This is a genomic window from Streptomyces sp. NPDC005775, from assembly GCF_042871565.1.
Taxonomy (GTDB): domain Bacteria; phylum Actinomycetota; class Actinomycetes; order Streptomycetales; family Streptomycetaceae; genus Streptomyces.
Genome location: NZ_JBIAIU010000019.1, coordinates 89,791 through 114,770, shown reverse-complemented (window position 1 = coordinate 114,770; position 24,980 = coordinate 89,791). Strand labels below are relative to the sequence as shown.

At 70.6% G+C, this 24,980-nt stretch carries 21 protein-coding genes and 1 pseudogene; 7 read left to right on the top strand and 15 right to left on the bottom strand.

Annotation, left to right across the window (positions count from 1 at the left end; genetic code table 11):
- Positions 1-206 precede the first annotated feature (206 nt).
- Together ACFYPA_RS33700 and ACFYPA_RS33695 are read left to right on the top strand one after the other, a co-directional pair.
- Complete coding sequence (locus tag ACFYPA_RS33700; protein WP_359085229.1) at positions 207-911, top strand: lytic transglycosylase domain-containing protein; 705 nt, start codon at positions 207-209, stop codon at positions 909-911.
- Between the two features lie 136 nt (positions 912-1,047).
- Positions 1,048-2,472, top strand: a complete 1,425-nt coding sequence (locus tag ACFYPA_RS33695; protein WP_359320920.1) for an AI-2E family transporter — start codon at positions 1,048-1,050, stop codon at positions 2,470-2,472.
- Positions 2,473-2,549: 77 nt separating this feature from the next.
- Here the strand turns inward: ACFYPA_RS33695 and ACFYPA_RS33690 are convergent, their stop codons facing one another.
- Together ACFYPA_RS33690 and ACFYPA_RS33685 are read right to left on the bottom strand one after the other, a co-directional pair.
- Positions 2,550-3,083 carry an alkyl hydroperoxide reductase gene (locus tag ACFYPA_RS33690; protein WP_018550318.1) on the bottom strand — a complete coding sequence of 178 codons (534 nt, stop codon included), beginning with the start codon at positions 3,081-3,083 and terminating at the stop codon, positions 2,550-2,552.
- A gap of 10 nt (positions 3,084-3,093) precedes the next feature.
- Positions 3,094-3,648 carry a peroxiredoxin gene (locus ACFYPA_RS33685; RefSeq protein WP_389136191.1) on the bottom strand — a complete coding sequence of 185 codons (555 nt, stop codon included), beginning with the start codon at positions 3,646-3,648 and terminating at the stop codon, positions 3,094-3,096.
- Positions 3,649-3,781: 133 nt separating this feature from the next.
- Here ACFYPA_RS33685 and ACFYPA_RS33680 point away from each other — a divergent pair, with 133 nt between their 5' ends.
- The gene (locus ACFYPA_RS33680; RefSeq protein ID WP_359320923.1) at positions 3,782-4,747 is read left to right on the top strand and encodes a hydrogen peroxide-inducible genes activator; all 966 of its coding nucleotides are present in this window, start codon (positions 3,782-3,784) and stop codon (positions 4,745-4,747) included.
- 28 nt (positions 4,748-4,775) lie between these two features.
- On the opposite strand, the gene ACFYPA_RS33675 is transcribed toward ACFYPA_RS33680, so the two are convergent.
- The 5 genes from ACFYPA_RS33675 to ACFYPA_RS33655 form a co-directional block, all read right to left on the bottom strand.
- Positions 4,776-7,172 carry an ABC transporter permease gene (locus tag ACFYPA_RS33675; RefSeq protein WP_389136189.1) on the bottom strand — a complete coding sequence of 799 codons (2,397 nt, stop codon included), beginning with the start codon at positions 7,170-7,172 and terminating at the stop codon, positions 4,776-4,778.
- Positions 7,169-7,855, bottom strand: coding sequence for an ABC transporter ATP-binding protein (locus tag ACFYPA_RS33670; RefSeq protein ID WP_359085233.1), 687 nt, complete (start codon positions 7,853-7,855; stop codon positions 7,169-7,171). The genes ACFYPA_RS33675 and ACFYPA_RS33670 overlap by 4 nt, the downstream gene beginning before the upstream one ends.
- On the bottom strand, positions 7,852-8,376 hold the full coding sequence (locus tag ACFYPA_RS33665; protein ID WP_350989130.1) for a PadR family transcriptional regulator: 525 nt from the start codon (positions 8,374-8,376) through the stop codon (positions 7,852-7,854). Before ACFYPA_RS33665 ends, ACFYPA_RS33670 begins: the two co-directional genes overlap by 4 nt.
- A gap of 93 nt (positions 8,377-8,469) precedes the next feature.
- Entirely contained in the window at positions 8,470-8,718 is a 249-nt protein-coding gene (locus tag ACFYPA_RS33660) for a hypothetical protein (RefSeq protein WP_359085234.1), read from the bottom strand.
- The gene (locus ACFYPA_RS33655) at positions 8,715-9,686 is read right to left on the bottom strand and encodes an SPFH domain-containing protein (protein ID WP_389136186.1); all 972 of its coding nucleotides are present in this window, start codon (positions 9,684-9,686) and stop codon (positions 8,715-8,717) included. The genes ACFYPA_RS33660 and ACFYPA_RS33655 overlap by 4 nt, the downstream gene beginning before the upstream one ends.
- Before the next feature lie 221 nt (positions 9,687-9,907).
- Between ACFYPA_RS33655 and ACFYPA_RS33650 the strand changes: the two genes are divergently transcribed.
- Positions 9,908-12,193: a transglycosylase domain-containing protein gene (locus ACFYPA_RS33650; RefSeq protein ID WP_359320932.1), complete on the top strand. Its 2,286-nt coding sequence runs from the start codon at positions 9,908-9,910 to the stop codon at positions 12,191-12,193.
- A gap of 93 nt (positions 12,194-12,286) precedes the next feature.
- Here the strand turns inward: ACFYPA_RS33650 and ACFYPA_RS33645 are convergent, their stop codons facing one another.
- The 4 genes from ACFYPA_RS33645 to ACFYPA_RS33630 all read right to left on the bottom strand — a co-directional run bounded on the left by ACFYPA_RS33645 (position 12,287) and on the right by ACFYPA_RS33630 (position 16,936).
- Positions 12,287-12,499, bottom strand: a complete 213-nt coding sequence (locus ACFYPA_RS33645; protein ID WP_389136183.1) for a catalase-related domain-containing protein — start codon at positions 12,497-12,499, stop codon at positions 12,287-12,289.
- Complete coding sequence (locus tag ACFYPA_RS33640) at positions 12,496-14,412, bottom strand: SpoIIE family protein phosphatase (RefSeq protein WP_359085237.1); 1,917 nt, start codon at positions 14,410-14,412, stop codon at positions 12,496-12,498. Before ACFYPA_RS33640 ends, ACFYPA_RS33645 begins: the two co-directional genes overlap by 4 nt.
- A gap of 385 nt (positions 14,413-14,797) precedes the next feature.
- On the bottom strand, positions 14,798-15,496 hold the full coding sequence (locus ACFYPA_RS33635) for a DUF402 domain-containing protein (protein WP_389136179.1): 699 nt from the start codon (positions 15,494-15,496) through the stop codon (positions 14,798-14,800).
- A 39-nt stretch (positions 15,497-15,535) separates the two neighbouring features.
- Complete coding sequence (locus ACFYPA_RS33630) at positions 15,536-16,936, bottom strand: class II fumarate hydratase (protein WP_359085239.1); 1,401 nt, start codon at positions 16,934-16,936, stop codon at positions 15,536-15,538.
- 119 nt (positions 16,937-17,055) lie between these two features.
- On the opposite strand from ACFYPA_RS33630, the gene ACFYPA_RS33625 reads away from it, so the two are divergent.
- A complete protein-coding gene (locus ACFYPA_RS33625; RefSeq protein ID WP_389136176.1) occupies positions 17,056-18,582 on the top strand; it encodes a ricin-type beta-trefoil lectin domain protein in 1,527 nt (508 codons plus the stop codon).
- 69 nt (positions 18,583-18,651) lie between these two features.
- Here the strand turns inward: ACFYPA_RS33625 and ACFYPA_RS33620 are convergent, their stop codons facing one another.
- The 3 genes and pseudogenes from ACFYPA_RS33620 to ACFYPA_RS33610 all read right to left on the bottom strand — a co-directional run bounded on the left by ACFYPA_RS33620 (position 18,652) and on the right by ACFYPA_RS33610 (position 22,232).
- Entirely contained in the window at positions 18,652-19,953 is a 1,302-nt protein-coding gene (locus ACFYPA_RS33620) for a M18 family aminopeptidase (protein WP_359085241.1), read from the bottom strand.
- 216 nt (positions 19,954-20,169) lie between these two features.
- Positions 20,170-20,459, bottom strand: a pseudogene (locus tag ACFYPA_RS33615) (MFS transporter); the annotation flags it as partial.
- Between the two features lie 105 nt (positions 20,460-20,564).
- Positions 20,565-22,232 (bottom strand): fumarate hydratase, encoded by a 1,668-nt coding sequence (locus ACFYPA_RS33610; RefSeq protein WP_359353527.1) that lies wholly within the window; start codon positions 22,230-22,232, stop codon positions 20,565-20,567.
- Between the two features lie 209 nt (positions 22,233-22,441).
- On the opposite strand from ACFYPA_RS33610, the gene ACFYPA_RS33605 reads away from it, so the two are divergent.
- Both ACFYPA_RS33605 and ACFYPA_RS33600 read left to right on the top strand, forming a co-directional pair.
- Entirely contained in the window at positions 22,442-23,107 is a 666-nt protein-coding gene (locus tag ACFYPA_RS33605) for a DUF1707 domain-containing protein (RefSeq protein WP_389136172.1), read from the top strand.
- Between the two features lie 221 nt (positions 23,108-23,328).
- Positions 23,329-23,700 carry a WhiB family transcriptional regulator gene (locus ACFYPA_RS33600; RefSeq protein ID WP_359085245.1) on the top strand — a complete coding sequence of 124 codons (372 nt, stop codon included), beginning with the start codon at positions 23,329-23,331 and terminating at the stop codon, positions 23,698-23,700.
- Between the two features lie 83 nt (positions 23,701-23,783).
- Here ACFYPA_RS33600 and glpX read toward each other — a convergent pair whose 3' ends face one another.
- Positions 23,784-24,815, bottom strand: a complete 1,032-nt coding sequence (glpX, locus tag ACFYPA_RS33595) for a class II fructose-bisphosphatase (RefSeq protein ID WP_359085246.1) — start codon at positions 24,813-24,815, stop codon at positions 23,784-23,786.
- Positions 24,816-24,980 lie beyond the last annotated feature (165 nt).

Here is a 24,980-nt window from a genome sequence, read left to right as displayed (position 1 = left end):
CACACCGGCACCTCCAGAGGTGCCACGCACCACACAACTCAACAACCGCCGCCCGTATGCCGCCCGCGAGTACCACGCGGCGCTCCCCCCGGGGAGTGCCCACCGGGCCCGTGCCTCCCGTGACCCAAGCAGTAGGGAGGCCAGTGTCCAGGGGCACGATTGCGCCCGCGAGGTCACCTAAGCGGGCGATGCTGGAAGGACACCGTGTGAGCCGGATCTCGGTCCGGGGGTTCGCCGTGGCATCAGCCACAGCGGTAACCACCGTAGGCGCCGTCGTAGGCGTTGCAGCAGGCAGCACTCCCGCTGTTGATGACAACAACTTCGAGGCGACCGCAGCCGACACCACGCTGCTCGCAGACATCCCCGCGGGCCAGCAGGCCCAGGTGCAGACCGCATCGCTGACGCAGCAGGCCGACGCCCAGGCGTCCGCGGCCGACGCGTCGGCGAAGAAGTCCGCCGAGGAATCAGCCCGTGTGCAGGCCGCCAAGGACGCCAAGTCCAAGAAGGCGGCGGCCGAGGACAGGCTGGAGAAGGAGCGCAAGGAGAAGGCGGATCGCGCCGAGCGCGCCAGCCGCTCCGAGGTCCGCAGCGCCTCGGCGTTCGCGACGCAGGGCTCGTACAGCGTGGCCGAGGTCCAGGCGATGGCTCGCCAGATGATCCCCGGCGACCAGTTCCAGTGCTTCAGCAACATCGTGAACCACGAGTCGAGCTGGAACTACCGGGCGAGCAACGCGTCTTCCGGCGCCTACGGTCTCGTCCAGGCGCTGCCCGGCTCGAAGATGTCCTCCGCCGGTGCCGACTGGCAGACCAACCCGGCCACGCAGATCAAGTGGGGCCTGAGCTACATGGACGGCCGTTACGGCAGCCCGTGCGGCGCCTGGTCGTTCTGGCAGGCCAACCACTGGTACTAGAACCTTCCGAGGTTCAGGTCTCAACCTCGCGACGCCCCCCACCGTCCTACGGTGGGGGGCGTCGCGCGTGTACGGTCGGGCGGAACCGTTCCCGGGGGGAGCGGTGGGGAGAGCGGACGGGGGTAGAGGAACCGTTATGTCGAAACTGCCGGGGTGGCTCGGACAACTGGGTGCTGAACTGACCAGGCTGGGCGAGCGCCTGGACGAACGCCGGGCCGAAGCGGCGGCCGAGGACGACGTCGGACACGCGGAGCCCTCGGCGACGGCCGCCGCGCCCGCACACGCGGCCGGCGCCGACGGGGGCGTGGCCGACCATGTGCCGCCGCCGCCCGCGTACGCCCCCTCCGTCTCCGCACGGCCCGATCCGGTCGCGGCCATCCCGTGGGGGATGCGCGTCGCGGCCGAGGCGGGCTGGCGGTTGCTGGTCCTCGCCGGAACCCTCTGGGTGCTCATGCGGGTCATCAGCGCGGTGCAACTGGTGGTGCTGGCGTTCGTCGCCGCACTGCTCGTCACCGCGATGCTCCAGCCGACCGTCGCCCGGCTGAGGCGGTACGGGTTGCCGCGAGGACTGGCCACCGCCGTCACCGCGGTCCTGGGCTTCGTCATCATGGGCCTGGTCGGCTGGTTCGTGGTCTGGCAGGTCATGGACAACATCGACACCCTCTCCGACAAGGTGACGACGGGGATCGACGACCTGAAGAACTGGCTGCTGGACAGCCCGTTCCACGTGACCGACAAACAGATCAACGACATAGCGAAGAACCTCAGCGACACCGTCGGCACCAACACGGAGGCGATCACCTCCGCCGGACTGCAGGGCGTCACCGTGATGGTGGAGCTCCTCACCGGGATGCTGCTGGCGATGTTCTCCACGCTCTTCCTGCTGTACGACGGCAAGCGCATCTGGCACTGGGTGCTCAAGCTCGTCCCCGCCCAGGCCCGGCCGGGTGTCGCGGGCGCCGGCCCCCGCGCCTGGCGGACGCTGACCGCCTATGTGCGGGGCACGGTGATAGTCGCCCTGATCGACGCGATCTTCATCGGTCTCGGGATCTTCTTCCTCGATGTGCCGATGGCCGTGCCGCTGGCCGTCTTCATCTTCCTGTTCGCCTTCATCCCGCTCGTCGGGGCGGTGGTCTCCGGGGCGCTGGCGGTGGTCGTCGCGCTGGTCACCCAGGGCGTGTTCACGGCCCTGATGGTGCTGGCCGTGGTGCTCGCGGTGCAGCAGATCGAGGGCCACATCCTGCAGCCGTTCATCCTGGGCCGCGCGGTGCGCGTGCATCCGCTGGCCGTGGTGCTCTCGGTCGCCGCGGGCGGCATGATCGCCGGTATCGGAGGTGCGGTCGTCGCGGTGCCGCTGGTCGCGGTGACCAATACGGTGGTCGGCTATCTGCGGACGTACGGGCAGGAGGAGTCCCGTCGGCACTCGCCACCGCCGCACGGCGCGACCTCGCTGGACGCGGCACCCGGACCCGCGCCCGGCACACCGCCGGAGGAGTCCGACGACGGCGGCGAGGAGGAGCCGGCCGAGGAAGCGCCGAAGGCCCTCCGGTCGGAGACGTAGGAGCGGACACAGAAGAAGGGCCCCTCGGACGGTCGGTCGTCCTGGGGGCCCTTCTCGTATGAGGGGTACAGCGGGTGCTACTCGGCGAGGACGGCCTCGGCCTCGAGCGTCACACCGACCGCCTGGATCACCGAAGCGATCTTGACGGCTTCCTGAATGGTCTCACGGTCCACGCCGGCCTTGCGCAGCACCTGCTCGTGGGAGTCCAGGCACTGGCCGCAGCCGTTGATCGCGGAGACGGCGAGCGACCACAGCTCGAAGTCGACCTTCTCCACGCCCGGCTTGCCGATCACGTTCATCCGCAGGCCGGCCCGGAGGTTCCCGTACTCGGGGTCCGACAGCAGGTGCCGGGTCCGGTAGAAGACGTTGTTCATCGCCATGATGGCGGCGGCCGACTTCGCGGCGGTGTACGCCTCCGCGGAGAGGTTGGCCTTCGCCTCCGGCTCCAGCTCACGCAGCACCTTCGGCGAGCGCGAGGCGATCGCGCAGGCGAGGACGGTGCCCCAGAGCTGCTGCTGCGGGAGCTCGCTGTTGCCGATGACCGAACCGAGGTTCAGCTTCAGGTCCTTGGCGAAGTCCGGAACGGCGGCCTTCAGTTCGTCGAGTGCCATGTCGGTCAGCTCACTCGCCCGAGAGGAGCGCGACCGGGTCCAGCGTGGTCTCGCCCTTGGCCCAGTTGCACGGGCACAGCTCGTCGGTCTGGAGGGCGTCGAGGACCCGCAGGACCTCCTTGGGGTTACGGCCCACGGAACCGGCGGTCACCATCGTGAACTGGATCTCGTTGTTCTGGTCGACGATGAAGACGGCGCGCTGGGCGAAGCCGTCCTCGCCCTCGATGCCGAGGTCACGCATGAGCTCGTGCTTCGAGTCGGCCAGCATCGGGAAGGGCAGGTCGGTCAGGTCCGGGTGGTCCTTGCGCCAGGCGTGGTGCACGAACTCGGAGTCGCCGGAGAAGCCGAGGATCTGGGCGTCACGGTCGGCGAACTCGTCGTTCAGCTTGCCGAACGCGGCGATCTCCGTGGGGCACACGAAGGTGAAGTCCTTCGGCCACGCGAAGACGATCTTCCACTGACCCTCGTAGGTCTTGTGGTTGATCTGCTCGAACTCCTTGCCGCTCTCCAGCGAAACGCAGGCGGTCAGGTCGAACTCGGGGAACTTGTCACCGACAGTGAGCACGCGCTCTCCTTGCAACGGGAGGAATTCCCTTTTTGGGGGACTTCCTGAGGGTTGGACGTTGTCCACCTTGGCACAGAGTGCATTGATCGCGGAAATAGCTACACTCGGTCGTGATGATCGGAGGTGCCTATCAGTGGTGCAAAGTAATCAGGGCATCCGGCCCAAACAGCCCAGCCTCTCGCAGCTGCGCGCCTTCGCGGCCGTGGCGGAGCATCTGCACTTCCGGGACGCGGCGGCCGCAATCGGGATGAGTCAGCCGGCGCTCTCCGGGGCCGTGTCCGCACTGGAGGAGGCACTGGGTGTCCAGCTCATCGAGCGTACGACGCGCAAGGTGCTGCTCTCGCCCGCCGGGGAGCGGCTCGCGGTGCGGGCGCGGGTCGTGCTGCACGCCGTCGGCGAACTGATGGAGGAGGTGGAGGCGGTCCGCGCCCCCTTCACCGGAGTGCTGAGGCTCGGTGTGATCCCGACCGTCGCCCCGTATCTGCTGCCGACCGTGCTGCGCCTCGTCCACGACCGCTACCCGGACCTCGACCTCCAGGTGCACGAGGAGCAGACCTCCTCGCTGCTGGAGGGGCTGGCCGCGGGTCGGCTGGACCTGCTGCTGCTCGCCGTGCCGCTCGGGGTGCCGGGTGTGACGGAACTCCCGCTCTTCGACGAGGACTTCGTCCTGGTCATGGAGCGCGACCACTGGCTCGGCGGACGCCAGGACATCCCGCGCGAGGCACTGCGGGAGCTGCCGCTGCTGCTGCTCGACGAGGGGCACTGCCTGCGCGACCAGGCGCTCGACATCTGCCGTGAGGCGGGGCGTACGGAGGGCGCGCCGGTCACCACGACCGCGGCCGGGCTCTCCACGCTGGTCCAGCTGGTGGCCGGGGGGCTCGGGGTGACCCTGCTGCCGCGGACCGCGGTGACGGTCGAGACCGCGCGCAACGACGCGCTGACCACGGCGTACTTCGCGGACCCGGCCCCGGCGCGGCGGGTGGCGCTGGGGATGCGGACGGGGGCGGCCCGGCACGAGGAGTTCGAGGAGTTCGCCGCCGCGCTGCGCGGGGCGATGGCGGCGCTGCCGGTACGTGTGGCGACGGCCGGCCGGACCTGAACCACGGGTCCGGCCGGCCGTCGGGGCGCTACTCGGTGCGCAGTCCGTCAGGGCGCATCAGGCGCCACAGCACCGGCAGGGAGAGCAGGGTGACCAGCAGGACGAGACCCGCGCCCGCGCCTGCCATCGGCAGGAACAGGAACCAGCCGGACACGTCCTTGTCGATCATCCAGCACAGGGTGGCTCCGAGCGCGAGGCCGCCGGCCACCGCTACCGCGATACCGAGGGCCACCGGGATCGCGGTCTGCCACAGCACCGACCAGCCGAGGGTGACCCGGCGGGTGCCGAAGGCGACCAGGACCGACAGCAGCCTCTTGCGCTCACGCAGTTGCTCCAGCTGGGAGACCAGCATGGAAGCGGCGATCAGCAGCAGGGTGGCGGTCGCGCCGACCTGGAGGCCGGTCTGGACGCTCGCGTACTGGCGGTCGCGCACGACCGAGGTCAGGGTGGCCAGGCGCATGCCGGGGTCGATCCGTGCCGCCGTGTTGCGTACGTATTCGGCGACGTCCGGGACGTTCTCGTCGACGCGGATCTGGGAGACCGTCTCGGCTCCCGGCAAGGTCCGCGCGTCGATCGCCCCGGGGGTGACCATGATCCCCCAGTGTTCCTCGCCGCTCGGATCGGTCCGGCCCCCGACGGTCCGGGCGTCGGCCGGCAGGGTCCAGCGCAGCGGCTTGCCCCGGCCGTAGGAGTCGAACTCGATCACCTTGCCCTTGCGGGCGGTCTCGTCGACCCAGTCGGCCTGTCCCTTGTCCTTGGGGTGGACGACGAAGGTGTCGCCGTCCCGGCAGGACGTGACCCGGGCGAGTTCGCGCAGGGTCGCGCAGTCGCCGACGGTGAACGAGGTGGTGGGCTGGATCTCGTCGTCCTTGTACGTGCCCGGCTTGGTGGCGTAGGCCTCGACCGTGCCGATGACCTGGGTGACGCCCTTGGTGGCCCGGAACTCCTTGATCGTGTGGACGGCGGCGTCGCCTCTGACGATCTCGGAGTGGGCGTAGAACTGGGCGCGTGACGTGTCCTGGCCGGTGACCTTGTTGAAGTCGTCGTTCATCGCGGCGAACAGCATCTGCAGGGCCACCGCACCGGCGACCGCGACCGTGACGCCGCTGACCGCGCGCGCCGCCGTCCCACTGCTCAGCTGGAGCCGGCGGGTGGCCAGTTGCCAGGGGACCGGGCCGCCGCGCAGCCGCCCCACGCAGGCCTCGACCAGCCAGGGCAGGAGCAGGGCCAGCCCGAGCAGGACCAGCACCGCGCCCGTCACGATCGGGTACGGGTTGACGGGTCCGTACTCCTCGAACTTGCCGGTGATCCCGAAGACCGCGAGCCCGGCGACCGGCAGCAGCAGCCGCCACCAGAGGCGCCGCCCCCGGTTGCGGCTTCCGCGCACGACGCCGAGCGGCTCGATGACCACGGACCGCATGGCCACGAGGGTGACGAGCACCGCGATGAGCGGGACCGCGAGGGCGATCAGCAGGCACAGCCGGGGGTCGGGGGCCAGATCGGACGGGAAGGCGCTGGTGTCCCAGACCTCGACGTCACCGATGAACTGCCGGCCCGTCAGGAACAGGGCCAGCCCCATGAGGAGGCCGAGCACCGAACCGAAGAGCGCCTCGCCGGCCGCGATCCGGCGGGTCATCCGGATGTCGGCGCCGACCAGGCGCAGGGCGGCCAGCCGGCGGTCGCGGCGGTCGCCGCCGAAGCGCACGGCGGTGGCGATGAAGATGGCCACGGGAGCCAGCAGAACCACACAGACCATGATGGTCAGCAGGATGAGCATCGGTGGCAGCGGATCGGCCGGTCCGGGGTCACCGTATCCGGCGATCCGGTGGCCGCCCGACGCGCTGGTCAGGGTGCCGCTGCCGGCGTAGAACCACAGTTCGCCGGGCGAGCGCAGTCCTTCGTCCGAGATCGTGCTGGTCACCTTGTAGGGCAGCCGCTCCTTGAGCAGCGCGTTCTCCGGGGCGTCGAGGAGCTTCTCGAGCGCGGGAGAGGCCACCATCTCGCCGGGGGCGGGGAAGGCGGCGACGCCCGGGGGAACGATCGGGTGGTCGCCGTCCGCGCGCATCAGGTAGCCGGTGATGGAGCGGTCGTGGAACTCGGTGCTCGCCTCGATCCGCAGGACCGTGCTGTCCGACTTCTTCGCCGAGGCGTCGGGCGACTCCGAGATCTTCGTCTCGGAGCGGGCCTGGTCACGGGCGGACCGTGCGTCGAGCATGTGCGGAATGGAGGCGGCGGTGAGCAGCAGCGCCACGCCGAGTCCCACGCCGACGGCGGTGAGCAGCGTGCGGACCCAGCCCTCGCGGCCGCCGCCGGCGGCGAACCGGATGCCGAGTCCGAGGTCGCGCAGCCAGGAGGCGGCAGGTGAGGGGGGTTCGGGAGGATGCGCCGGGCCGGCCGGGATCCGCTTCTGGTCGAGCAGGGTCATACGGCGTGCTCCAGGTCACGGGCCCGGCCGTCGCGGACGGTGATGTCGCGGTCGGAGTAGGCGGCGACGCGGGCCTCGTGGGTCACGAGCACCACGGCGACGTTGGTGGAACGGGCGGCCTCGGTGAGCAGCTGCATGACGCGCTCGCCGTTGAGGGAGTCCAGGGCGCCGGTCGGCTCGTCGGCGAAGATCACCTTCGGGGACGCGGCCAGGGCGCGGGCCACGGCGACGCGCTGGCCCTGGCCTCCGGAGACCTCGCCGGGACGTTTGGCGCCGATGTCGTCGACCTCCAGGCGCTCCATCCACTGGAGGGCGATGCGCTCGGCGGCCTTGCGGCGGGTGCCGTTCAGCCGCATCGGCAGGGCGACGTTCTCCACGCAGGTCAGCTCCGGGACGAGCTGGCCGAACTGGAACACGAAGCCGAACTCGCTGCGGCGCAGGGCGCTGCGCTCGGCGTCGGACATCGTCGAGAGTTCGCGTCCGGCGTAGGTGATGCTGCCGGAGTCCGGGGTGATGATGCCGGCGAGGCAGTGCAGCAGGGTGGACTTGCCGGAGCCGGAGGGGCCCATCACGGCGACGACCTCGCCGGGGTGGACGGAGAACGAGGCGCCGTCGAGCGCGGGCGTCGACCCGTAGGTCTTGCGCAGATCGTGGGCGGAGAGCAGGGAGCCGGCGGGGATCACGGGGCCACCACCTTCGCGAGCTGGCCGAGTCGCGCGGCGGTGAGTTCCAGCCAGCGCAGATCGGCTTCGAGGTGGAACAGTGCGTGGTCGCAGATCAGCTGGTCGGCGAGATCGCCCTGGCGTTTGCGGTCGGTGAGGATGCGCATCATGCGCAGGTGTTCGGAGCGCTGGGTGTCCAGCACGTCGGCGGCGCTGCGGCCGGTGAGCATGGCCAGGACGACCTTGGTGTACAGGGTCGACTGGAGGTAGGGCTCCGGCTTCTCGGGCTGGGCGAGCCAGGTGGCGACGTCAGTGATCCCGGCGTCGGTGATGGCGTAGCGCTTGCGCTCCGGGCCGCCGTCGGTCTCCACGCCGTCGACCTCGACGAGGCCGTTCTTGAGGAGCCGGGACATCGTCGAGTAGACCTGTCCGTAGTGCAGGGGGCGGTCGTGCCCGAACTTCTCGTCGAAGGTCCGCTTGAGGTCGTAGCCGTGGCGGGGACCGGACTCCAGGAGCCCGAGCAGGGTGTGGCCGATAGACATAACCATGACTGTACACGGTGTGTATACCTGCTGTGTATACCGCTCCGGTGGGCAGCTCGCGGTGGCCGGGGCCGGGGCGTGGCCCGGCCCCGGTCACTCCGGGTCCGGCGCCTTCGGCGGGCGCCCCCGGCGCGGGATCGGTGCCGCCCCGCCGGGCAGTCGTCCCGCCTCTTTGAGCGCCCGCCGCAGCAGGAACTCGATCTGCGCGTTCGCGCTGCGCAGCTCGTCCGACGCCCAGCGCGCCAGCGCGTCGTACACGGCAGGGTCCAGCCGCAGCAGCATCTGCTTGCGCTGCTGCGGCCCGGACTGCGGCGCGCGGCGCCGCGGGGTCTCATCGGTCACTGGTAGAGCGTGCCCGTGTTGAGGACCGGCTGTGCCGCGCGGTCACCGCACAGCACCACCATGAGGTTGCTGACCATGGCGGCCTTCCGGTCCGAGTCGAGCTCGACGATGTCCTGCTCGGCGATCCGGGTCAGGGCCATCTCGACCATGCCGACCGCCCCCTCGACGATCAGCTGCCTGGCCGCGACCACCGCTCCCGCCTGCTGGCGCTGGAGCATCGCGGAGGCGATCTCGGGGGCGTACGCGAGGTGGCTGAAGCGGGACTCGATGATCTGTACGCCCGCCGCTTGGACCCGTGCCGTGAGCTCCACGGCCAGCTTCTCGGTGATCTCCTCGGCGTTGCCGCGGAGCGAGAGCCCGCCCTCCTCGTGGGCGTCGTACGGGTACTCGATCGCGATGTGCCGCACGGCCGCCTCGGTCTGGGTGGCGACGAACTCCAGGAAGTCGTCGACCTCGAAGAGCGCCTGCGCGGTGTCCTCGACCTTCCAGACGACGATCGCGGCGAGCTCGATCGGGTTGCCGTAGGCGTCGTTGACCTTCAGGACCGCGGTCTCGTGGTTGCGGACCCGGGTGGAGATCTTGCGGCTGGAGGTCAGCGGGTTGATCCAGCGCAGCCCGTCGGTGCGGATCGTGCCCACGTACCGTCCGAAGAGCTGGATCACGCGTGCCTCGCCCGGTGCGACCATCTTCACACCGCCCATGCAGAAGAACGAGGCGATGGTGAGCAGCACGCCCAGGATGCACAGCGGGATGCCGAGGCCGTTGTTCCCGTCCGATCCGATGACGCCGCCGAGGATGGCGAGGCCGATGCCGACGATCACCCCGATCACGGTCAGCAGGAGGCCGACGCCGCCGGCGATGCTGTGCGCCTTCGTCTCGCGGACCTGCGGTTCCGGCATCTCGGGCGCGTCCGGCGTGAGGTCGGTCCGCGGTTCGGCCGGGGTGCGCGGGTTGAGCGGTTCAGTCATGGAATCCCCCGTTTCACGTAGCTAGCCATGCGCTAGCAATGTGATTACACATTAGCGGTTCTCGCAACCCTGCGCACCCCTCATGAGTCGGTTCCCTTGGGAACAGGTGCTGATTGTCACGTCCGGAAAATGCTGGATCGCTCGCTTTTTGCCCTTGCCAACGGTGTTAGCTGGCAGGTCCGAGCTGATCCGGTCGAGCAGAGAACGGGAGCAACACAGCAATGGGTCGAGCGGATGCGCGACGAGCCCAGCGGCGCGCCGGGAAGAGCGGCGGCATACGCGGGCTCTTCACATGGCGGAAGATACTGGGCGCGGCCTTCACCGTCTGCCTGCTGGGCATGGGCGGCTTCGCGGTCCTCTACATGCTGGTGGACGTGCCCGAGGGCAATGCCCGGGCCAAGCTGCAGAGCAACATCTACAAGTACTCCGACGGCACCCTGCTGGCCAGGACGGGCGAGGTGAACCGCGAGATCGTGGACCTCGCGCAGGTGCCCAAGGAGGTCCAGATGACCTTCGTCGCCGCCGAGAACAAGTCCTTCTACCAGGACAAGGGCGTCGACTTCAAAGGCACCGCGCGCGGCCTGCTGAACACGCTCTCCGGCAAGGGCAAGCAGGGTGGCTCGACCATCACCCAGCAGTACGTCAAGAACTACTACCTCGACCAGGACCAGACGGTCACCCGGAAGCTCAAAGAGCTGGTCATCTCGCTGAAGGTGGACCAGAAGAAGAAGAAGGGCGAGATCCTCGCCGGGTACATCAACACCAGCTACTACGGCCGGGGCGCCTACGGCATCCAGGCGGCGGCACAGGCGTACTACGGCAAGGACGCCGAGGACCTGAACGTGGCCGAGGGCGCCTACCTCGCCGCCCTGCTCCAGGCACCCAGCCAGTACGACTGGGCGGTCGCCGGCCCGAACGGGAAGCGGCTCGTCCAGGCGCGCTGGAACTACGTGCTGAACAACATGGTCGAGGAGGGGTGGCTGGACGCCGGCAAGCGCCAGGGCCTCAAGTTCCCGGTTCCGCAGGACCCCAAGCCCCTGAACGGGGTCGCGGGACAGAAGGGGTACATCGTCGAAGCGGCCCGCAACGCGGTGCTGGCGGAGACGGGCCTCAGCGGCGACCAGTTCGACCTCGGCGGCTGGACGATCACCGTCAACATCGACAAGAAGAAGCAGCAGCAGCTGGAGAAGTCGGTCGAGACGAAGCTGATCGACGACCTGGACACGAAGAAGCGCAAGCTCGACCAGGACATCCAGGCCGGTGCCGTCTCGGTGAACCCGAAGAACGGTGCGGTGCTCGCGCTGTACGGCGGACGCGGCCAGAACGAGCACTGGACGTCGAACGCCTCCCGGGCCGACTACCAGCCCGCCTCCACGTTCAAGCCGGTCATCCTCGCCGCGGCCCTCGACCAGGAGTCGGTGACGCAGGACGATCAGGAGATCACCGCGAACACCCGCTACGACGGCACCAGCAAGCGTCCCGTCGAGGGCAGCGACATCGCCTTCGCGCCGGAGAACGAGGACGACCACGACTACGGCTCGGTCACCGTCCAGACCGCGATGAACAAGTCCATCAACTCCGTCTTCGCGCAGATGGGCGTGGACGTCGGCATGGACGAGGTCATGCAGACCGCCGGAAAGCTCGGTATGAACGTGAAGGGCCTGGATGCCGTGCCCGCGCAGACGCTCGGCTCCATGGGCGCGAGCCCGATGGCGATGGCCGGGGTCTACGCCACGCTCGACAACCACGGCAGGAAGGTCACCCCGCAGATCGTGAAGTCGGCCGTCCACCAGGGCGGGGAGCCGGTGCCGATGCCCGACGCGATCGGCGACCAGGTGATCAGCCGCCAGGCGGCGGACTCCGTGACCTCCGTGCTGACCGGAGTGGTCGACGACGGTACGGCCCATGGCTCGGTGCGCAACGCCGAAGGGCTGGCCGACCAGGACATCGCGGGCAAGACCGGTACCTCGGACGACAACAAGTCGGCCTGGTTCACCGGCTTCACCCCTGATCTCGTCACGTCCGTCGGCCTCTTCGGCGAAGCGGCCTACCCGCGCACCGACGACGACGGCAAGAAGGTGCAGAAGGGCGCGCAGGTGACCCTGAAGGGCGCCGGCGGTGGCGGCCGCGTCAACGGTGGCGGCTTCCCGGCCGAGATATGGGCGGACTTCACCGCGAAGGCCATGGGCGAACCGAGCGAGTTCGTCCTCGACACCGACATGGGCGCCGCGGTCGCGCCGCCGCCGGACACGAGCTCGCCGAGCCCGACCACGTCGCCCTCCGAGGAGGCCTCGCCCTCCGACGAACCGACCACGCAGCCGCCCACGACCGAGCCGCCGGCGACGACCGAGCCGCCGGAGACCACGCCGCCCCCCTCCCCGACCGGGGACCCGACGACCGACCCCCCCACCGACCCGGCGACCGAGCCGGGCCCGTCGGACAGCGGGCTCCCGCTGGACCCCGGGGGCAACAACCGGCCGGACAACGAGGACACCGTGCAGCGCTGACGCGTCACCGTCACGTCGTCGAACGGGCGGTGTGCGAGGGAAACCCCTCGCACACCGCCCGTTTCCGTGCTCCGGAGGCAGCGCGACCGGTGATCAGCCGCCGTTGACCTTCTTCGCCACCCGGTCGCCGAGGTCCTTGTCCACGTCGCGCCAGTACTGCGGCGCCCGTTCCAGGACCGGGCGGCTCACGCCGTCCAGCAGATGGCCGGAAATGTTCGATACCAGCCGCTCGCGCGCCGCGTCGTCGAGGCGATGGAGGTCGGCAACAAGGGAGGCGTGACCGGGGGCTCCGACCGTCCCGGTCACTGCCCCCGGGTGGGCATCTCGAACCAGACCACCTTGCCGGTCGACAGGCGCGTCGCGCCCCATCGCCGGGCCAGCCGGTTCACCAGGAACAGACCGCGGCCGCCCTCGTCCATGTCCCGTGCCCGGCGCTGCCGGGGCAGCTGAGGCGAGTCGTCGCCCACCTCGCAGCGCAGGATGTCGGTCCGCAGCAGCCGCAGGGTCACCGGCCGCTCCGCGTACCGCACGGCGTTGGTCACCACCTCGCTGACCAGCAGCTCCACCGAGTCCGCGATGTCGTCGAGACCCCACCGGCTGAGCGCGCGGCGGGCCAGCCTGCGGGCCCGGCCGGGGGCGGAGTCCTCCGGTTCCAGGAACCAGTACGCCACGTCGCTCGGCGCGATGCCGTCGAAGCGGGCGGCGAGCAGCGCGATGTCGTCGTCCCGGTCGCCCGGGCCGAGCATGTCCAGCACGTCGTCGCAGAGGGCCTCCAGCGGCGGCGAGTGGTCGGGGCCGGTCAGCCGGGCCGTGGTGGCGAGCCGCTCACGCAGCTGCTCGATGCCCGTCCAGACGTCGCGCAGCCGCGACTCGACCAGCCCGTCGGTGTAGAGGAGCAGGGTGGCGCCCGCGGGCGCGTCCAGCTCGACGGCCTCGAAGTCCACTCCGCCGACACCGATGGGGGCGCCCGGCGGCACCTTCAGCACCTCGGCCCGGCCCCCGAGGTGGAGCAGCACGGGCGGCGGGTGGCCCGCGTTGGCGATGGTGATGCGGTGCGCGACCGGGTCGTAGACCGCGTACAGGCAGGTCGCCATGCGGTCGCTGCCGAGCCGCTGGGCCTGCTCGTCGAGGTGGTGCAGGACCTCCTGCGGGGGCAGATCGAGCCCCGCCAGGGTCTGCGCCGTGGTGCGCAGCTGGCCCATGATCGCGGCGGAGGTCATGGAGTGGCCCATGACGTCGCCGACGACCAGGGCGACCCGGCTGCCGGGCAGCGGGATCGCGTCGTACCAGTCGCCGCCGACCCGGGCCGTCTCGGCGGCGGGGAGGTAGCGGGAGGCGAGCCGGACCCCGGTGGGCTGCGGGAGCGAGTCGGGCAGCATGGTGCGCTGGAGCTCGTCGGCGATGTACGCCTCGCGGCCGTACAGCACGGCCTTGTCGATGCCGAGCGCGGTGTGCGTCGCCAGCTGGGCCGCGACCAGCAGGTCGTTGGCCTCGAAGGACGGGCGCTCGGTGCCGCGCAGGAACACCGCCGCGCCGATCACCCGGCGCCGGCCGCGCAGCGGGGCGAGGATCGCCCGGTGGCCGGACGGCACGGTACGGTCCGCGCCGAGCAGCTCGGGCAGCGCGACCCGGGCCGCGGCGGAGTCGCCGAATACCGGACGCACCCCGCGCAGCACCTCGGCCAGCGCGCCGCCCGCCAGGACCTCGCACAGTTCGGAGGCGGGCGTCAGGTCGGCCTGCGGGTCGACGGAGGGCAGCCGCAGCCGCTCGCTCTCCGACAGGTGTTCGGTGTCCTCGTCGCTCAGCCGCAGCCGGTCGGAGCGGCGCAGCCGCAGGACGAACGGGTTGACGGGCCGCTCGTCGCCGACCGGCAGCGGGTCCCGGAGGTAGACGAGTATGGCGTCGGAGAACGTCGGCACACTGGCCCGGCACAGCCCCAGCACGATCTCGTCCAGGTCTATGCCGCGGGCGATCCGCCGGGTGGCGGCCCCCACGAAGCGCAGCCGGTCGCCCTCGCGACGGGCCGCGGCCTGCGGGTCGGGGCCGGCCGCGGGGCCCGCACCGGCCGGGGCCGGGCCGGGACCTTTGGCCGGGGCCGGGATCGCCGCGGTGCCGGGGGCGGACGCCGACGCGGCGTCGCGCTGCCGCGGCCGGGTGCGTTCCTGCGACCGGGCGGCGAGAGGCTGCCGGCCTTCGTGGGAGGTGGGGTGCTCCGTCACGCGTGGGGTTCCGTCCGTCCGGGCCGGTTGTATGAGGCAATCACCTCGTGGAGCGCTACTCTGCCCCGGCATGAGCGGCAATCACAACGGCTGACATCTCGTGCCCCGGAACACGGGGCCGAAACCGGATGTCCGCGCCGGATGTCGGTGACGACGTTTCCGGCGCCGGGGCGGCGGACAGCGAGCACGTCCCCACCCCCTCGTCGTGGCTCATGCGATGCGGACAACTCGTGCGGCTCGCACGACTGATGCGGTTCATGAAGTGTGCAACGTGTGTGATGACTCGATGACTTGCGGTCAGGTCGTGTGCCGCGCCCGTCGGTTGGGACGGAGCCGATCTCCTCGGGCGATCCTACGTTCGCCCCCCTCGGCTGCATCAAGGGTCTCACGACGGCATGGGGGAGGGGGTGCGGTCCCAGTCATCCGGCAACCGGTCCCAGTCGGCGGGCAGTGCGGGCACCCGCCAGTGCGGATCGGGCCGCCAGTCCTCCCAGCCGTCCCGGAACGGCGCCCCCCAGTCACGGATCACCCCGACGGCCGCCCGCCCCGCCGAGAGCACCCGCCGTGCGGTGGCCGGGGTCATCAGGCCGACCCGCTGGGCCTGGGCGAACTCGTCCTCGTCGCGCCAGAGCCAGCTGTGGTCCGGGTAGACCGAGATGTCGAGGAAGTGGTCCTCGGAGTCGATGCCGCCGGCCCAGCGGGTGCGCGGTTCCTCCAGGTTCACGTACCAGCTGCGGAACTGCCAGCCGCGCTCCCAGAACAGCCAGACGGACCACGGTTCGCCGGGCCGGGCGAGCTTCAGCACCCCGTTGCCCAGCCAGGGCGAGCGGGCGGTGGTGCGCGGGGCGGTGTACCGGGTGGCGAGCGGTTCGGCGTGCACCTCGGTGCCGTTCGCCAGCACCGGCTTCACGCACTCGGTGCCGGGGGCGACCCAGACGGCGAGCAGCTCGTCGGTGTCCTGGACGACGGTGACGGGACGGCAGATGTGCACAGGGTTGGGGGCCTGCCCGGGGCCATTGCCGCGGTAACGCCACAGGATCTGATCACCCGGCGCCCAGCGCTCGGTCTCTCCGGTACCTGTCATGGAGAGATCTTAGGGTGACCGGTCCCGCGGCGACGCACGTCACGGGTGGGTCATACGCAACACGTCCAGTGCCTCGTCGAGCTGTTCCAGGGTGAGGTCACCGCGCTCGACGTAGCCCGAGTCCAGCACCACCTCGCGGATCGTCCGCCGTTCGGCGAGCGACTTCTTGGCGACCTTCGCCGCCTCCTCGTACCCGATGTACTTGTTCAGCGGGGTGACGACGGACGGCGAGGACTCCGCGTACTCCCTGGCCCGCTCGACGTTCGCGGTGATCCCGTCGACCGTACGGTCCGCGAGCAGCCGGGAGGCGTTGGCCAGCAGCCGGACCGACTCCAGGAGGTTCTTCGCGATGACCGGGAGCATCACGTTCAGCTCGAAGTTGCCCGCGGCGCCCGCGACGGCCACCGTCGTGTCGTTCCCCGACACCTGGGCCGCCACCATCAGCACGGCCTCGGGAATGACCGGATTCACCTTGCCCGGCATGATCGAGGACCCCGGCTGGAGGTCGGGGAGGCTGATCTCGGCCAGGCCGGTGCGCGGGCCGGAGGCCATCCAGCGCAGATCGTTGGAGATCTTGGTGAGGGAGACCGCGATCGTACGGAGCTGGCCGGAGGTCTCGACGAGACCGTCCCGGGCGCCCTGCGCCTCGAAGTGGTTCCGGGCCTCGGTGAGCGGCAGCCCGGTGACGTGGGCGACCTCGGCGATGACGGCGGCGGCGAAGCCGGGCGGGGTGTTGATGCCGGTGCCGACGGCCGTGCCGCCGAGCGGGAGTTCGGCGAGGCGGGGGAGCGAGGCGCGCAGCCGCTCGATGCCGTAGCGGATCTGCGCGGCGTACCCCCCGAACTCCTGGCCCAGGGTGACCGGAGTGGCGTCCATCAGATGCGTACGTCCCGACTTCACCACGTCCGCGAACTCCTCGGACTTGAGCTCAAGCGCCACCGCCAGGTGGGCCAGCGCCGGGATCAGCTCGCGTGTCACCGCGTCGGTCGCGGCGATGTGGATGGAGGAGGGGAAGACGTCGTTGGAGGACTGCGAGGCGTTGACGTGGTCGTTGGGGTGGACGTCACGGCCGAGGCGCTCGGTGGCGAGCGTGGCCAGGACCTCGTTGGTGTTCATGTTCGACGAGGTGCCGGAACCTGTCTGGAAGACGTCGATCGGGAAGTGGTCGTCCCAGCGTCCTTCGGCGACCTCCGCGGCGGCCTCCTGGATCGCCTCGGCGATCTCGGGGTCGAGCACCTCCAGTTCGGCGTTCACCTTCGCGGCCGCGGCCTTGACGCGGGCCAGGGCCGCGATGTGGGCGCGCTCCAGACGCTGTCCGGAGATCGGGAAGTTCTCCACGGCCCGCTGGGTCTGTGCCCGCCACTTCGCGCCGACGGGCACCCGCACCTCGCCCATCGAGTCGTGCTCGACGCGGTAGTCCTCGCCTGTTCCCTGATCCATCGTCGTTCAACCTCCATAGGGCAGCCCCGAAAAAGATGAGCACTTGTCTTGTTCCATGTATTCCCAAGTTGTCTACCGACCAGTAAATACCGGGGGTAACCACAACTTCGGGAGGCGCAATGAGACGCACCGGATACCGGCTCCGATGTACGGTCGCGGCCGCCGCCGCCATGGCGGCGGCGTTGGGTGGCATGACGGTCGCCGCCGGGCCGGCAGGCGCTGCCCAGCCCGGTACCACCAGTACCGCATCCACCCCGCTGTCGCCCGAACTGGAGGCCCTGCGCGCCGCCGAGGCCACCCGGCTGTACGGCGACCCGGCCGAGCGCCCGCTCGCCGAACGCAAGACCGGGCTCATCTCCCTCGGCGACAGCGAGATCTCGGGCGAGGGCGTCGGCACGTACGAGGCAGGCACCAACGGCCCCGACAACTGGTGCCACCGCTCACCCGACTCCGCCATCCACCGCACCGGAATCCCGGCCGACGTCACGTACAACGTCTCCTGCTCCGGCGCGTACACCGGAAACATCGTCATCGGCGGCTCGAAGCAGTACGCCGACGAACTCGTGCAGAGCGACAGCCTCGCCATCAAGGCGCGCAACACCCGCATCAAGATGATCGTGCTGGTCGCGGGTGCCAACGACGACCTCCAGTTCGGTCCGGTCATGACGGACTGCGTCACACGCTGGGTCCTCCTCCAGGGTTCGTGCCGGCCGAAGTACGAGGGCGGCTGGCAGGCCCGCGTCGACGCTCTCGTACCCAAGGTCGAGAAGACCGTGCGCGACCTGCGGACGGTGATGACCGGCGCCGGTTACGCGGAGGGCGACTACAAGCTCGTCGTCATGGGCTATCCGAGCCCCATCGGCCCGGACTTCTACGACAACCCGAACTACCCCGGCAAGCTTCCCGGCGGCTGCGCAGGCTACGACTCCGACGCCGCCTGGGGCCGCAACGCAGCCGTGCCCGCCTTCGAGCGCGGCATGCGCAGGGCCGCCGCCGACACCGGCGCCGTCTACCTGGACAACTCCCGGCTCTTCCACGGCCACGAGGTGTGCAGCGAGTCCACCTGGGCCCGCGGCCTGCACATCGACCTCTCGCACTTCCCGCCGGACTCCAACTCCCTCCGGCAGTCCTTCCACCCGAACGCCGCCGGCCACGGCGCCTTCGCCTCCTGCCTCACCCAGATCTACGACTCCGGCCTGCGCGAGGCGAGCTGCGCCGACCCGGCGAGCACCGGGAAGCCCGTGCTCCGGGCAGCAGCCTGGGACGACGTCTACAAGCCCGTGCGCGGCGAGGCGACGGGGAGCTGCCTGGACGTCCCCGCCTCGGTCACCCGTAACGACACCGGCGTCACCGGCTGGGAGTGCCACGGCGGCCGCAACCAGGGCTGGTGGTACGACTCCGGCACGAAGACCCTGCGCACCGAGCTGAGCCACGACCGCTGCCTGGACGTCCCGGGCGCGAAGTACACGGCGGGCGCGGCCCTCATCCTCTACAACTGCTCCGGTGCGGCCAACCAGCAGTTCGTCCGGCAGTCGGGCACCCTGCGCCCGGCCGCCTCGACCGGGCTGTGCGCGAGCCTGGCGGGGGCCCATGACCCGCTGCGGCTCCAGCCCTGCGACGGAAGCGCGCGGCAGCGCTTCGCGTAGGCCGTCCGCTGGGGGGCGGAGCCGGCCGGCTCCGCCCCCCACCTCGGTCAGTCCTCAATCAGTCTTCGGTCAGTCCGAGGTGACGAACGCGCGCAGGATCGCCGCCAGATGCCCCGGGTCGTCAGCCCCGCACAGCTCGCGCGCCGAGTGCATCGACAGTCCGGGCACACCCACGTCGACGGTCTGTACGCCCAGCCGGGCCGCGGTGAGCGGACCGATGGAGGTGCCGCACGGCATCGCGTTGTTGGAGACGAACGGCTGCCAAGGCGCCCCCGCCCGCTCGCACGCCGACGCGAACACCGCGATCCCGGTCGAGTCGGTGGCGTAGCGCTGATTGACGTTGACCTTGACCGTGGGCCCGCCGTTGGGCAGCGGGCGGTGGTCGGGGTCGTGGCGCTCCGCGTAGTTGGGGTGGACCGCGTGCGCCATGTCCGCCGATACGCAGAACGCCCCGGCCAGCGCACGCGACCAGTCCTCCGGGCTTCCGCCGCGCGCGGTCACCGAACGGCTCAGCACGCGCTCCAGCAGCGGGCTCTGCGCGCCCGTGTCGGAACCGCTGCCGACCTCCTCGTGATCGAAGGCCGCCAGGACGGGGATGTACGCGGGCTCCTCGGCCGCCGTCGCCACGCCGGCCAGCGCCGTGACACCCGCGTGCACCGACACCAGGTTGTCCAGCCGGGAGGAGACCACGAACTCCCGCTCCGCGCCCAGGTATCCGGGCGGCTGGATGTCGTGGAGCATCAGGTCCCAGCCGAGCACCTCGTCAGGATCGGCCTCCGCCGCCGCGGCGACCCGGCGCAGCAGCGCCCCCTCCTCGGCGGCGCCGAGCGACCAGACCGGGGCCGTGTGCCGCTGCCGGTCCAGGGCGAGTCCGTCGTTGACCGTACGGTCCAGGTGGATCGCCAACTGGGGTACGCGCAGCAGCGGTTCGTCGATCTGGACGAGCCGGGAGTCGGTCCGGCCGCCCGGGCCGCGCAGGGCCAGGCGGCCCGAGATGCCCAGGTCGCGGTCGAGCCAGGTGTTGAGCGGGACCCCGCCGTAGATCTCCACCGCGATCTGCCGCCAGCCGGCGGAGCCGGTGTCGGGGGTGGGCTTGATCCGCAGGTTCGGCGAGTCGGTGTGGGTGCCGATGATCCGGAACGGTGTGTGGCAGGGCGCGCCCTCAGGGGCGTACCAGGCGATCAGGGCGCCGCCGCGGACGACGAAGCTGCCGCCCGTGGTGCCCGTCCAGTCGTCGGTGCCCCGCAGCTCGCGGTAGCCGGCCTTCTCCAGGCGTTGGGCCGCGCTCGCCACGGCGTGGTACGGGGACGGGCTGGCCCTGATGAAGGAGAGCAGGTCGTCGGCGTGGCTGCGGTGAGGGACCGGCGTCATGCGGTGTCCGCCTTTCCGGAGTGGGACGTGAGGGTGTTCGGGCGTACGGGGCCGGACGGCGGGGTATCCCGGCGCGGGGGCCTTGAGCCGGGTGCGTGGTCAGGGGCGCGGTTCTCCGGCGACGCGGACAACTCACCGCATCGGTGCGGTCGCCCGCAAGCCGCGCGGGCGGCCCCGTGCGCGAGATTGGCTGAATTCCGACCTGTGCGGGCCGGTCGGGAGCGCGGCGTCGCGCGTGGACGAGCCGGGGGCGTCCACGCCGCGCGGCACCACCATCAGCCCGAGGCCGGGCACGGCGGCCCGGGCCGAGGACATCCGCCGCCGACGACCGGCGGCAGGGCCGCCACCGTCGCCGCACGGACCACGGACGCGGCGTTGTCGACCACGGATGCGGCGGTGTACCCCGCGAGCGAGACGATGACACCTGCCGACGGGAATCCGGCCACCCTCGCCATCGAACGCCCGTCGAGGGAGAGGGAGTCCGCCGCTGAGGTACGCGACTCCCCGGCGTCCTTCCACAGGCACAGCGGGCTGACCCCGGGCCACCGGACGGCTGAGGGGCGTACCGGCCGCAGCCGGTACGCCCCTCAGCGGGTGTGAATGACCGCGCGTCAGCCGAGGCCGGGACCGCGCACCGGAATGCTGGTGAACGTCGGGGCGGGGGCGGGCTCGGTGAAGAAGTCGTTGCCCTTGTCGTCGACGACGACGAACGCCGGGAAGTCCTCGACCTCGATCCTCCAGACCGCCTCCATGCCGAGCTCCTCGTACTCGACGACCTCGACCTTCTTGATGCAGTCCTGCGCGAGGCGGGCCGCCGGGCCGCCGATCGAGCCGAGGTAGAAACCACCGTGCGCGTCGCACGCGTCGGTGACCTGCTTGGACCGGTTGCCCTTCGCCAGCATCACCTTGGAGCCGCCCGCCGCCTGGAACTGCGCGACGTAGCTGTCCATCCGGCCGGCCGTCGTCGGCCCGAAGGAACCGGAGGCGTAACCCTCGGGCGTCTTCGCAGGCCCCGCGTAGTACACCGGGTGGTCCTTCAGGTACTGCGGCATCTCCTCGCCCGCGTCCAGCCGCTCCTTGATCTTGGCGTGCGCGATGTCGCGCGCCACGACCAGCGGTCCGGTCAGCGAGAGCCGGGTCTTGACGGGGTACTTCGTCAGTTCGGCGAGGATGTCGTCCATCGGCCGGTTCAGGTCGATCCGCACGACGTCACCCGCCTCGTCCAGGTGCTCGTCCGTCGTGTCGGGCAGGAAGCGCGCCGGGTCCTTCTCCAGCTGCTCCAGGAAGACGCCCTCGGCGGTGATCTTCGCCGTCGCCTGGCGGTCGGCCGAGCAGGACACGGCGATGGCGACGGGCAGCGAGGCGCCGTGCCGGGGGAGACGGACCACGCGCACGTCGTGGCAGAAGTACTTGCCGCCGAACTGCGCCCCGATGCCGATCTTCTGCGTCAGCTCGAAGACCTTCTCCTCCAGCTCCTGGTCCCGGAAGCCGTGCCCGGTCGGGGAGCCCTCGGCGGGCAGCTCGTCCAGGTAGTGCGCCGAGGCGTACTTCGCGGTCTTGAGCGCGAACTCGGCCGACGTACCGCCCACGACGATCGCCAGGTGGTACGGCGGGCAGGCCGCCGTACCCAGCGAACGGATCTTCTCCTCGAGGAACTTCATCATGGAGGCCTCGTTGAGGACCGCCTTGGTCTCCTGGAAGAGGAACGACTTGTTGGCCGAGCCGCCGCCCTTGGCCATGAAGAGGAACTTGTACGCCCCGCCGTCGGTCGCGTACAGCTCGATCTGGGCCGGGAGGTTCGAGCCGGTGTTCTTCTCGTCCCACATGTTCAGCGGGGCCATCTGCGAGTAGCGCAGGTTGAGCTTGGTGTACGCGTCGAAGATGCCGTGCGACAGGGCCTCCTCGTCACCGCCCGCCGTCAGCACGTTCTGCCCGCGCTTGCCCATGACGATCGCCGTGCCGGTGTCCTGGCACATGGGCAGGACACCGGCGGCGGCGATGTTCGCGTTCTTCAGCAGGTCGAGCGCGACGAACTTGTCGTTGGACGACGCCTCGGGGTCGTCCACGATCCGCCGCAGCTGCGCCAGGTGCGCGGGTCGCAGATAGTGCGAGATGTCGTGCATGGCCTCGGCGGCCAGGGTGCGCAGCGCCTCCGGCTCCACCTTGAGAAACGTACGTCCGTCGGCCTCGAAGGTCGACACACCCTCGGCGGTGACCAGGCGGTACGGCGTGGTGTCCTCTCCCAGGGGGAGCAGATCGGAGTACGCAAACTCTGGCATTACGGCCATTCCTCACTCGACAGACGGCGGCTGACCTCCCTTGGGCAGCGCACCCACCAGGGTAGGACCCCGCGGGGGCGGCGGGTCTGTGAGGTAGGGCTCACCGGATCGGGGCCCCTGCTCGTCCGCGGACCCGGATCGCGCGGTACGTCCCCGCCACGCCCGTCAGCCCCTAGTCGCGATCTATCGCGTTTGGGTACGCTGGGCCGGTGGACCTCGAAAAGCACCCCCAGCAGCCCACCGCGCGGGCGGAACCCGACGTCATCCGCGCCTCCGACGCGGACCGCGACCGGATCGCGGACATCCTGCGGGAGGCGATGGCCGAGGGCAGGCTGACCGCCGACGAGCACGCCGAGCGGGTGGACTCGGTCTACCGCGCCAAGACGGTCGGCGAACTCGAGCCGCTGGTACGGGACCTGCCGACGCCGGGCGGCACCCCCAGGGCCGTCGGCGCCTCGTACGACAGCACCCCCGAGGCGCCGATGGGCCCCGGCGACAACCTGGTGGCGATCTTCAGCAGTGCCACCCGCAAGGGGCGCTGGCGGGTCGGCGGGCGCACGAACGCCTTCGCGCTGTTCGGAAGTGTGGAAATCGACCTGACCGAGGCCCTTTTCGGTCAGCGGCTCACCGTGATCAATGCGACCTCCCTCTTCGGGAGCGTGGACATCAGGGTTCCGGAGAACATCTCGCTGCGCGGTAGCGGGACGGGAATCTTCGGCAGTTTCGAGGTCGCCACGCTGGAATCGGCGGATCCCGAGGCGCCCGTGGTGGCCGTCAACGGATATTCGGTGTTCGGCAGCGTCGAGGCGAAGCCGAAGCGCGGCAAGTTCGTCGCGGATCTACAGGACAGGCTGCGTAAACACCTCGGTCACTGACGACCGCATGCGCGTCGGCGCGAACGTGCGCGGCGGTGTGCGGGGGCGGATCGGTGTGCGGCGGCGCGCATTCGGGTGCGGGGAGCGGATTCGCGCGGAAATCCGCTCGACCGCAATTGCGTTGTCCGGAACTGAGTGCCACTCAGTGCATAGGCGCGCGCACAGCGGGTAGGGAGTGCTGCATCGCCTCTTGCTCGCGAAGCCGTCGTCAGGAGTGGACCGTGCTGCAACTGCCGCATCAGCCCCTGCAGGTCGCCGCCATCCCTCCCCAGCGGACCCCCGCTCGGGAGGACCAGGCCGGCCCCTGGCATGCGGAGGCGGTGTGCCGCCGGGATGAAGCCGGGCTGTTCTTCGCCCCGTCGAAGGAGCCGACTGCTGCCCGACTGTCGCGTGAGGAGTCCGCGAAGCGGGTCTGCGCGCGCTGTCCCGTGATGATCGAATGCCGGGAACACGCCCTGGTGCAACCGGAGCCCTACGGAGTGTGGGGCGGCCTCACGGCTGCCGAACGCCGCGTGGCGCTCGCCCGCCGCAGGCGGCGCGAGGCGGAGCTCAAGGCGTCCGGCGCCACCGGCCACATCGCCGCGGCCGGCTGAAGCCGGCCCGGGACGATACCCGCCTGCGCGAAGAGGCGCCCCCACCGCACAGGGGGGCGCCTCTTCGCGTGCCCGTACCTACATCACTTCGCGCGGTCGAAGTCGATCGCGCTGTAGGCACGCAGCTTCGACAGCCGGTGGGTGGAGTCGATCTTCCGGATGGTGCCCGACTTGGAACGCATGACGATCGACTCGGTGGTCGCCGTCTCCGCCCGGTAGCGCACGCCGCGCATCAGCTCGCCGTCCGTGATGCCGGTCGCGACGAAGAACACGTTGTCGCCGCTGACCAGGTCGTCCGTGGACAGCACCCGGTCCAGGTCGTGTCCGGCGTCCAGGGCGCGCTGCCGTTCGGCGTCGTCCTTGGGCCAGAGCTTGCCCTGGATGACGCCGCCGAGGCACTTTATGGCGCAGGCCGAGATGATGCCTTCGGGCGTGCCGCCGATCCCCATGAGCAGGTCGACGCCGGTGCCCTCGCGGGCGGCCATGATGGAGCCCGCGACGTCGCCGTCGGAGATGAACTTGATCCGGGCGCCGGTCTCCCGGATCTCCTTGACGATGCCCTCGTGGCGCGGGCGGTCAAGGATGACGACGGTGACGTCCTCGGGCATGGAGTTCTTCGCCTTGGCGACCCGGCGGATGTTCACCGAGACGGGGGCGTTGATGTCGACGAAGTCGGCGGCCTCGGGGCCGGTGACCAGCTTGTCCATGTAGAAGACGGCGGACGGGTCGAACATCGCGCCCCGGTCCGCGGCGGCCAGTACGGCGATGGCGTTCGGCATGCCCTTGGCGTTCAGGGTGGTGCCGTCGATCGGGTCGACGGCGATGTCGACCTCGGGGCCGGTGCCGTCGCCGACGCGCTCGCCGTTGAACAGCATGGGGGCTTCGTCCTTCTCGCCCTCACCGATGACGACGATGCCGTTCATCGACACGGTGGAGACGAGGGTCCGCATGGCCTTCACGGCGGCGCCGTCGGCGCCGATCTTGTCCCCGCGGCCGACCCAGCGCCCGGCGGCCATGGCGGCGGCCTCGGTGACCCTTACGAGCTCCAGGGCGAGGTTGCGGTCGGGGGCCTCCGGGGAGACCTCCAGCTGGGACGGCAGATGATGCTCGGACATCGGAGCGCACCTTTCTGTACGACGACGACCGGATGAGGGTGAGGCGACTCTATCGCCAGGTCGATAAAATGAGCAGACCGGGTCACGAATGAGCGGCCACCTGTGATCCTGCCCCTCCACCCCCTGACCTGGTACCGCGACGCGGTCCCGCGCTCCGATTCCTTC

Excerpts from the sequence above, each read along its gene's own strand:
- ACFYPA_RS33695 (WP_359320920.1), top strand. The coding sequence starts at position 1,048 with ATGTCGAAACTGCCGGGGTGGCTCGGACAACTGGGTGCTGAACTGACC.
- ACFYPA_RS33625 (WP_389136176.1), top strand. The coding sequence starts at position 17,056 with ATGAGACGCACCGGATACCGGCTCCGATGTACGGTCGCGGCCGCCGCC.
- ACFYPA_RS33650 (WP_359320932.1), top strand. The coding sequence starts at position 9,908 with ATGGGTCGAGCGGATGCGCGACGAGCCCAGCGGCGCGCCGGGAAGAGC.
- ACFYPA_RS33675 (WP_389136189.1), bottom strand. The coding sequence starts at position 7,172 with ATGACCCTGCTCGACCAGAAGCGGATCCCGGCCGGCCCGGCGCATCCT.
- glpX (WP_359085246.1), bottom strand. The coding sequence starts at position 24,815 with ATGTCCGAGCATCATCTGCCGTCCCAGCTGGAGGTCTCCCCGGAGGCC.
- ACFYPA_RS33630 (WP_359085239.1), bottom strand. The coding sequence starts at position 16,936 with ATGGATCAGGGAACAGGCGAGGACTACCGCGTCGAGCACGACTCGATG.
- ACFYPA_RS33690 (WP_018550318.1), bottom strand. The coding sequence starts at position 3,083 with ATGGCACTCGACGAACTGAAGGCCGCCGTTCCGGACTTCGCCAAGGAC.
- ACFYPA_RS33655 (WP_389136186.1), bottom strand. The coding sequence starts at position 9,686 with ATGACTGAACCGCTCAACCCGCGCACCCCGGCCGAACCGCGGACCGAC.
- ACFYPA_RS33620 (WP_359085241.1), bottom strand. The coding sequence starts at position 19,953 with ATGACGCCGGTCCCTCACCGCAGCCACGCCGACGACCTGCTCTCCTTC.
- ACFYPA_RS33610 (WP_359353527.1), bottom strand. The coding sequence starts at position 22,232 with ATGCCAGAGTTTGCGTACTCCGATCTGCTCCCCCTGGGAGAGGACACC.
- ACFYPA_RS33665 (WP_350989130.1), bottom strand. The coding sequence starts at position 8,376 with ATGTCTATCGGCCACACCCTGCTCGGGCTCCTGGAGTCCGGTCCCCGC.
- ACFYPA_RS33635 (WP_389136179.1), bottom strand. The coding sequence starts at position 15,496 with ATGACAGGTACCGGAGAGACCGAGCGCTGGGCGCCGGGTGATCAGATC.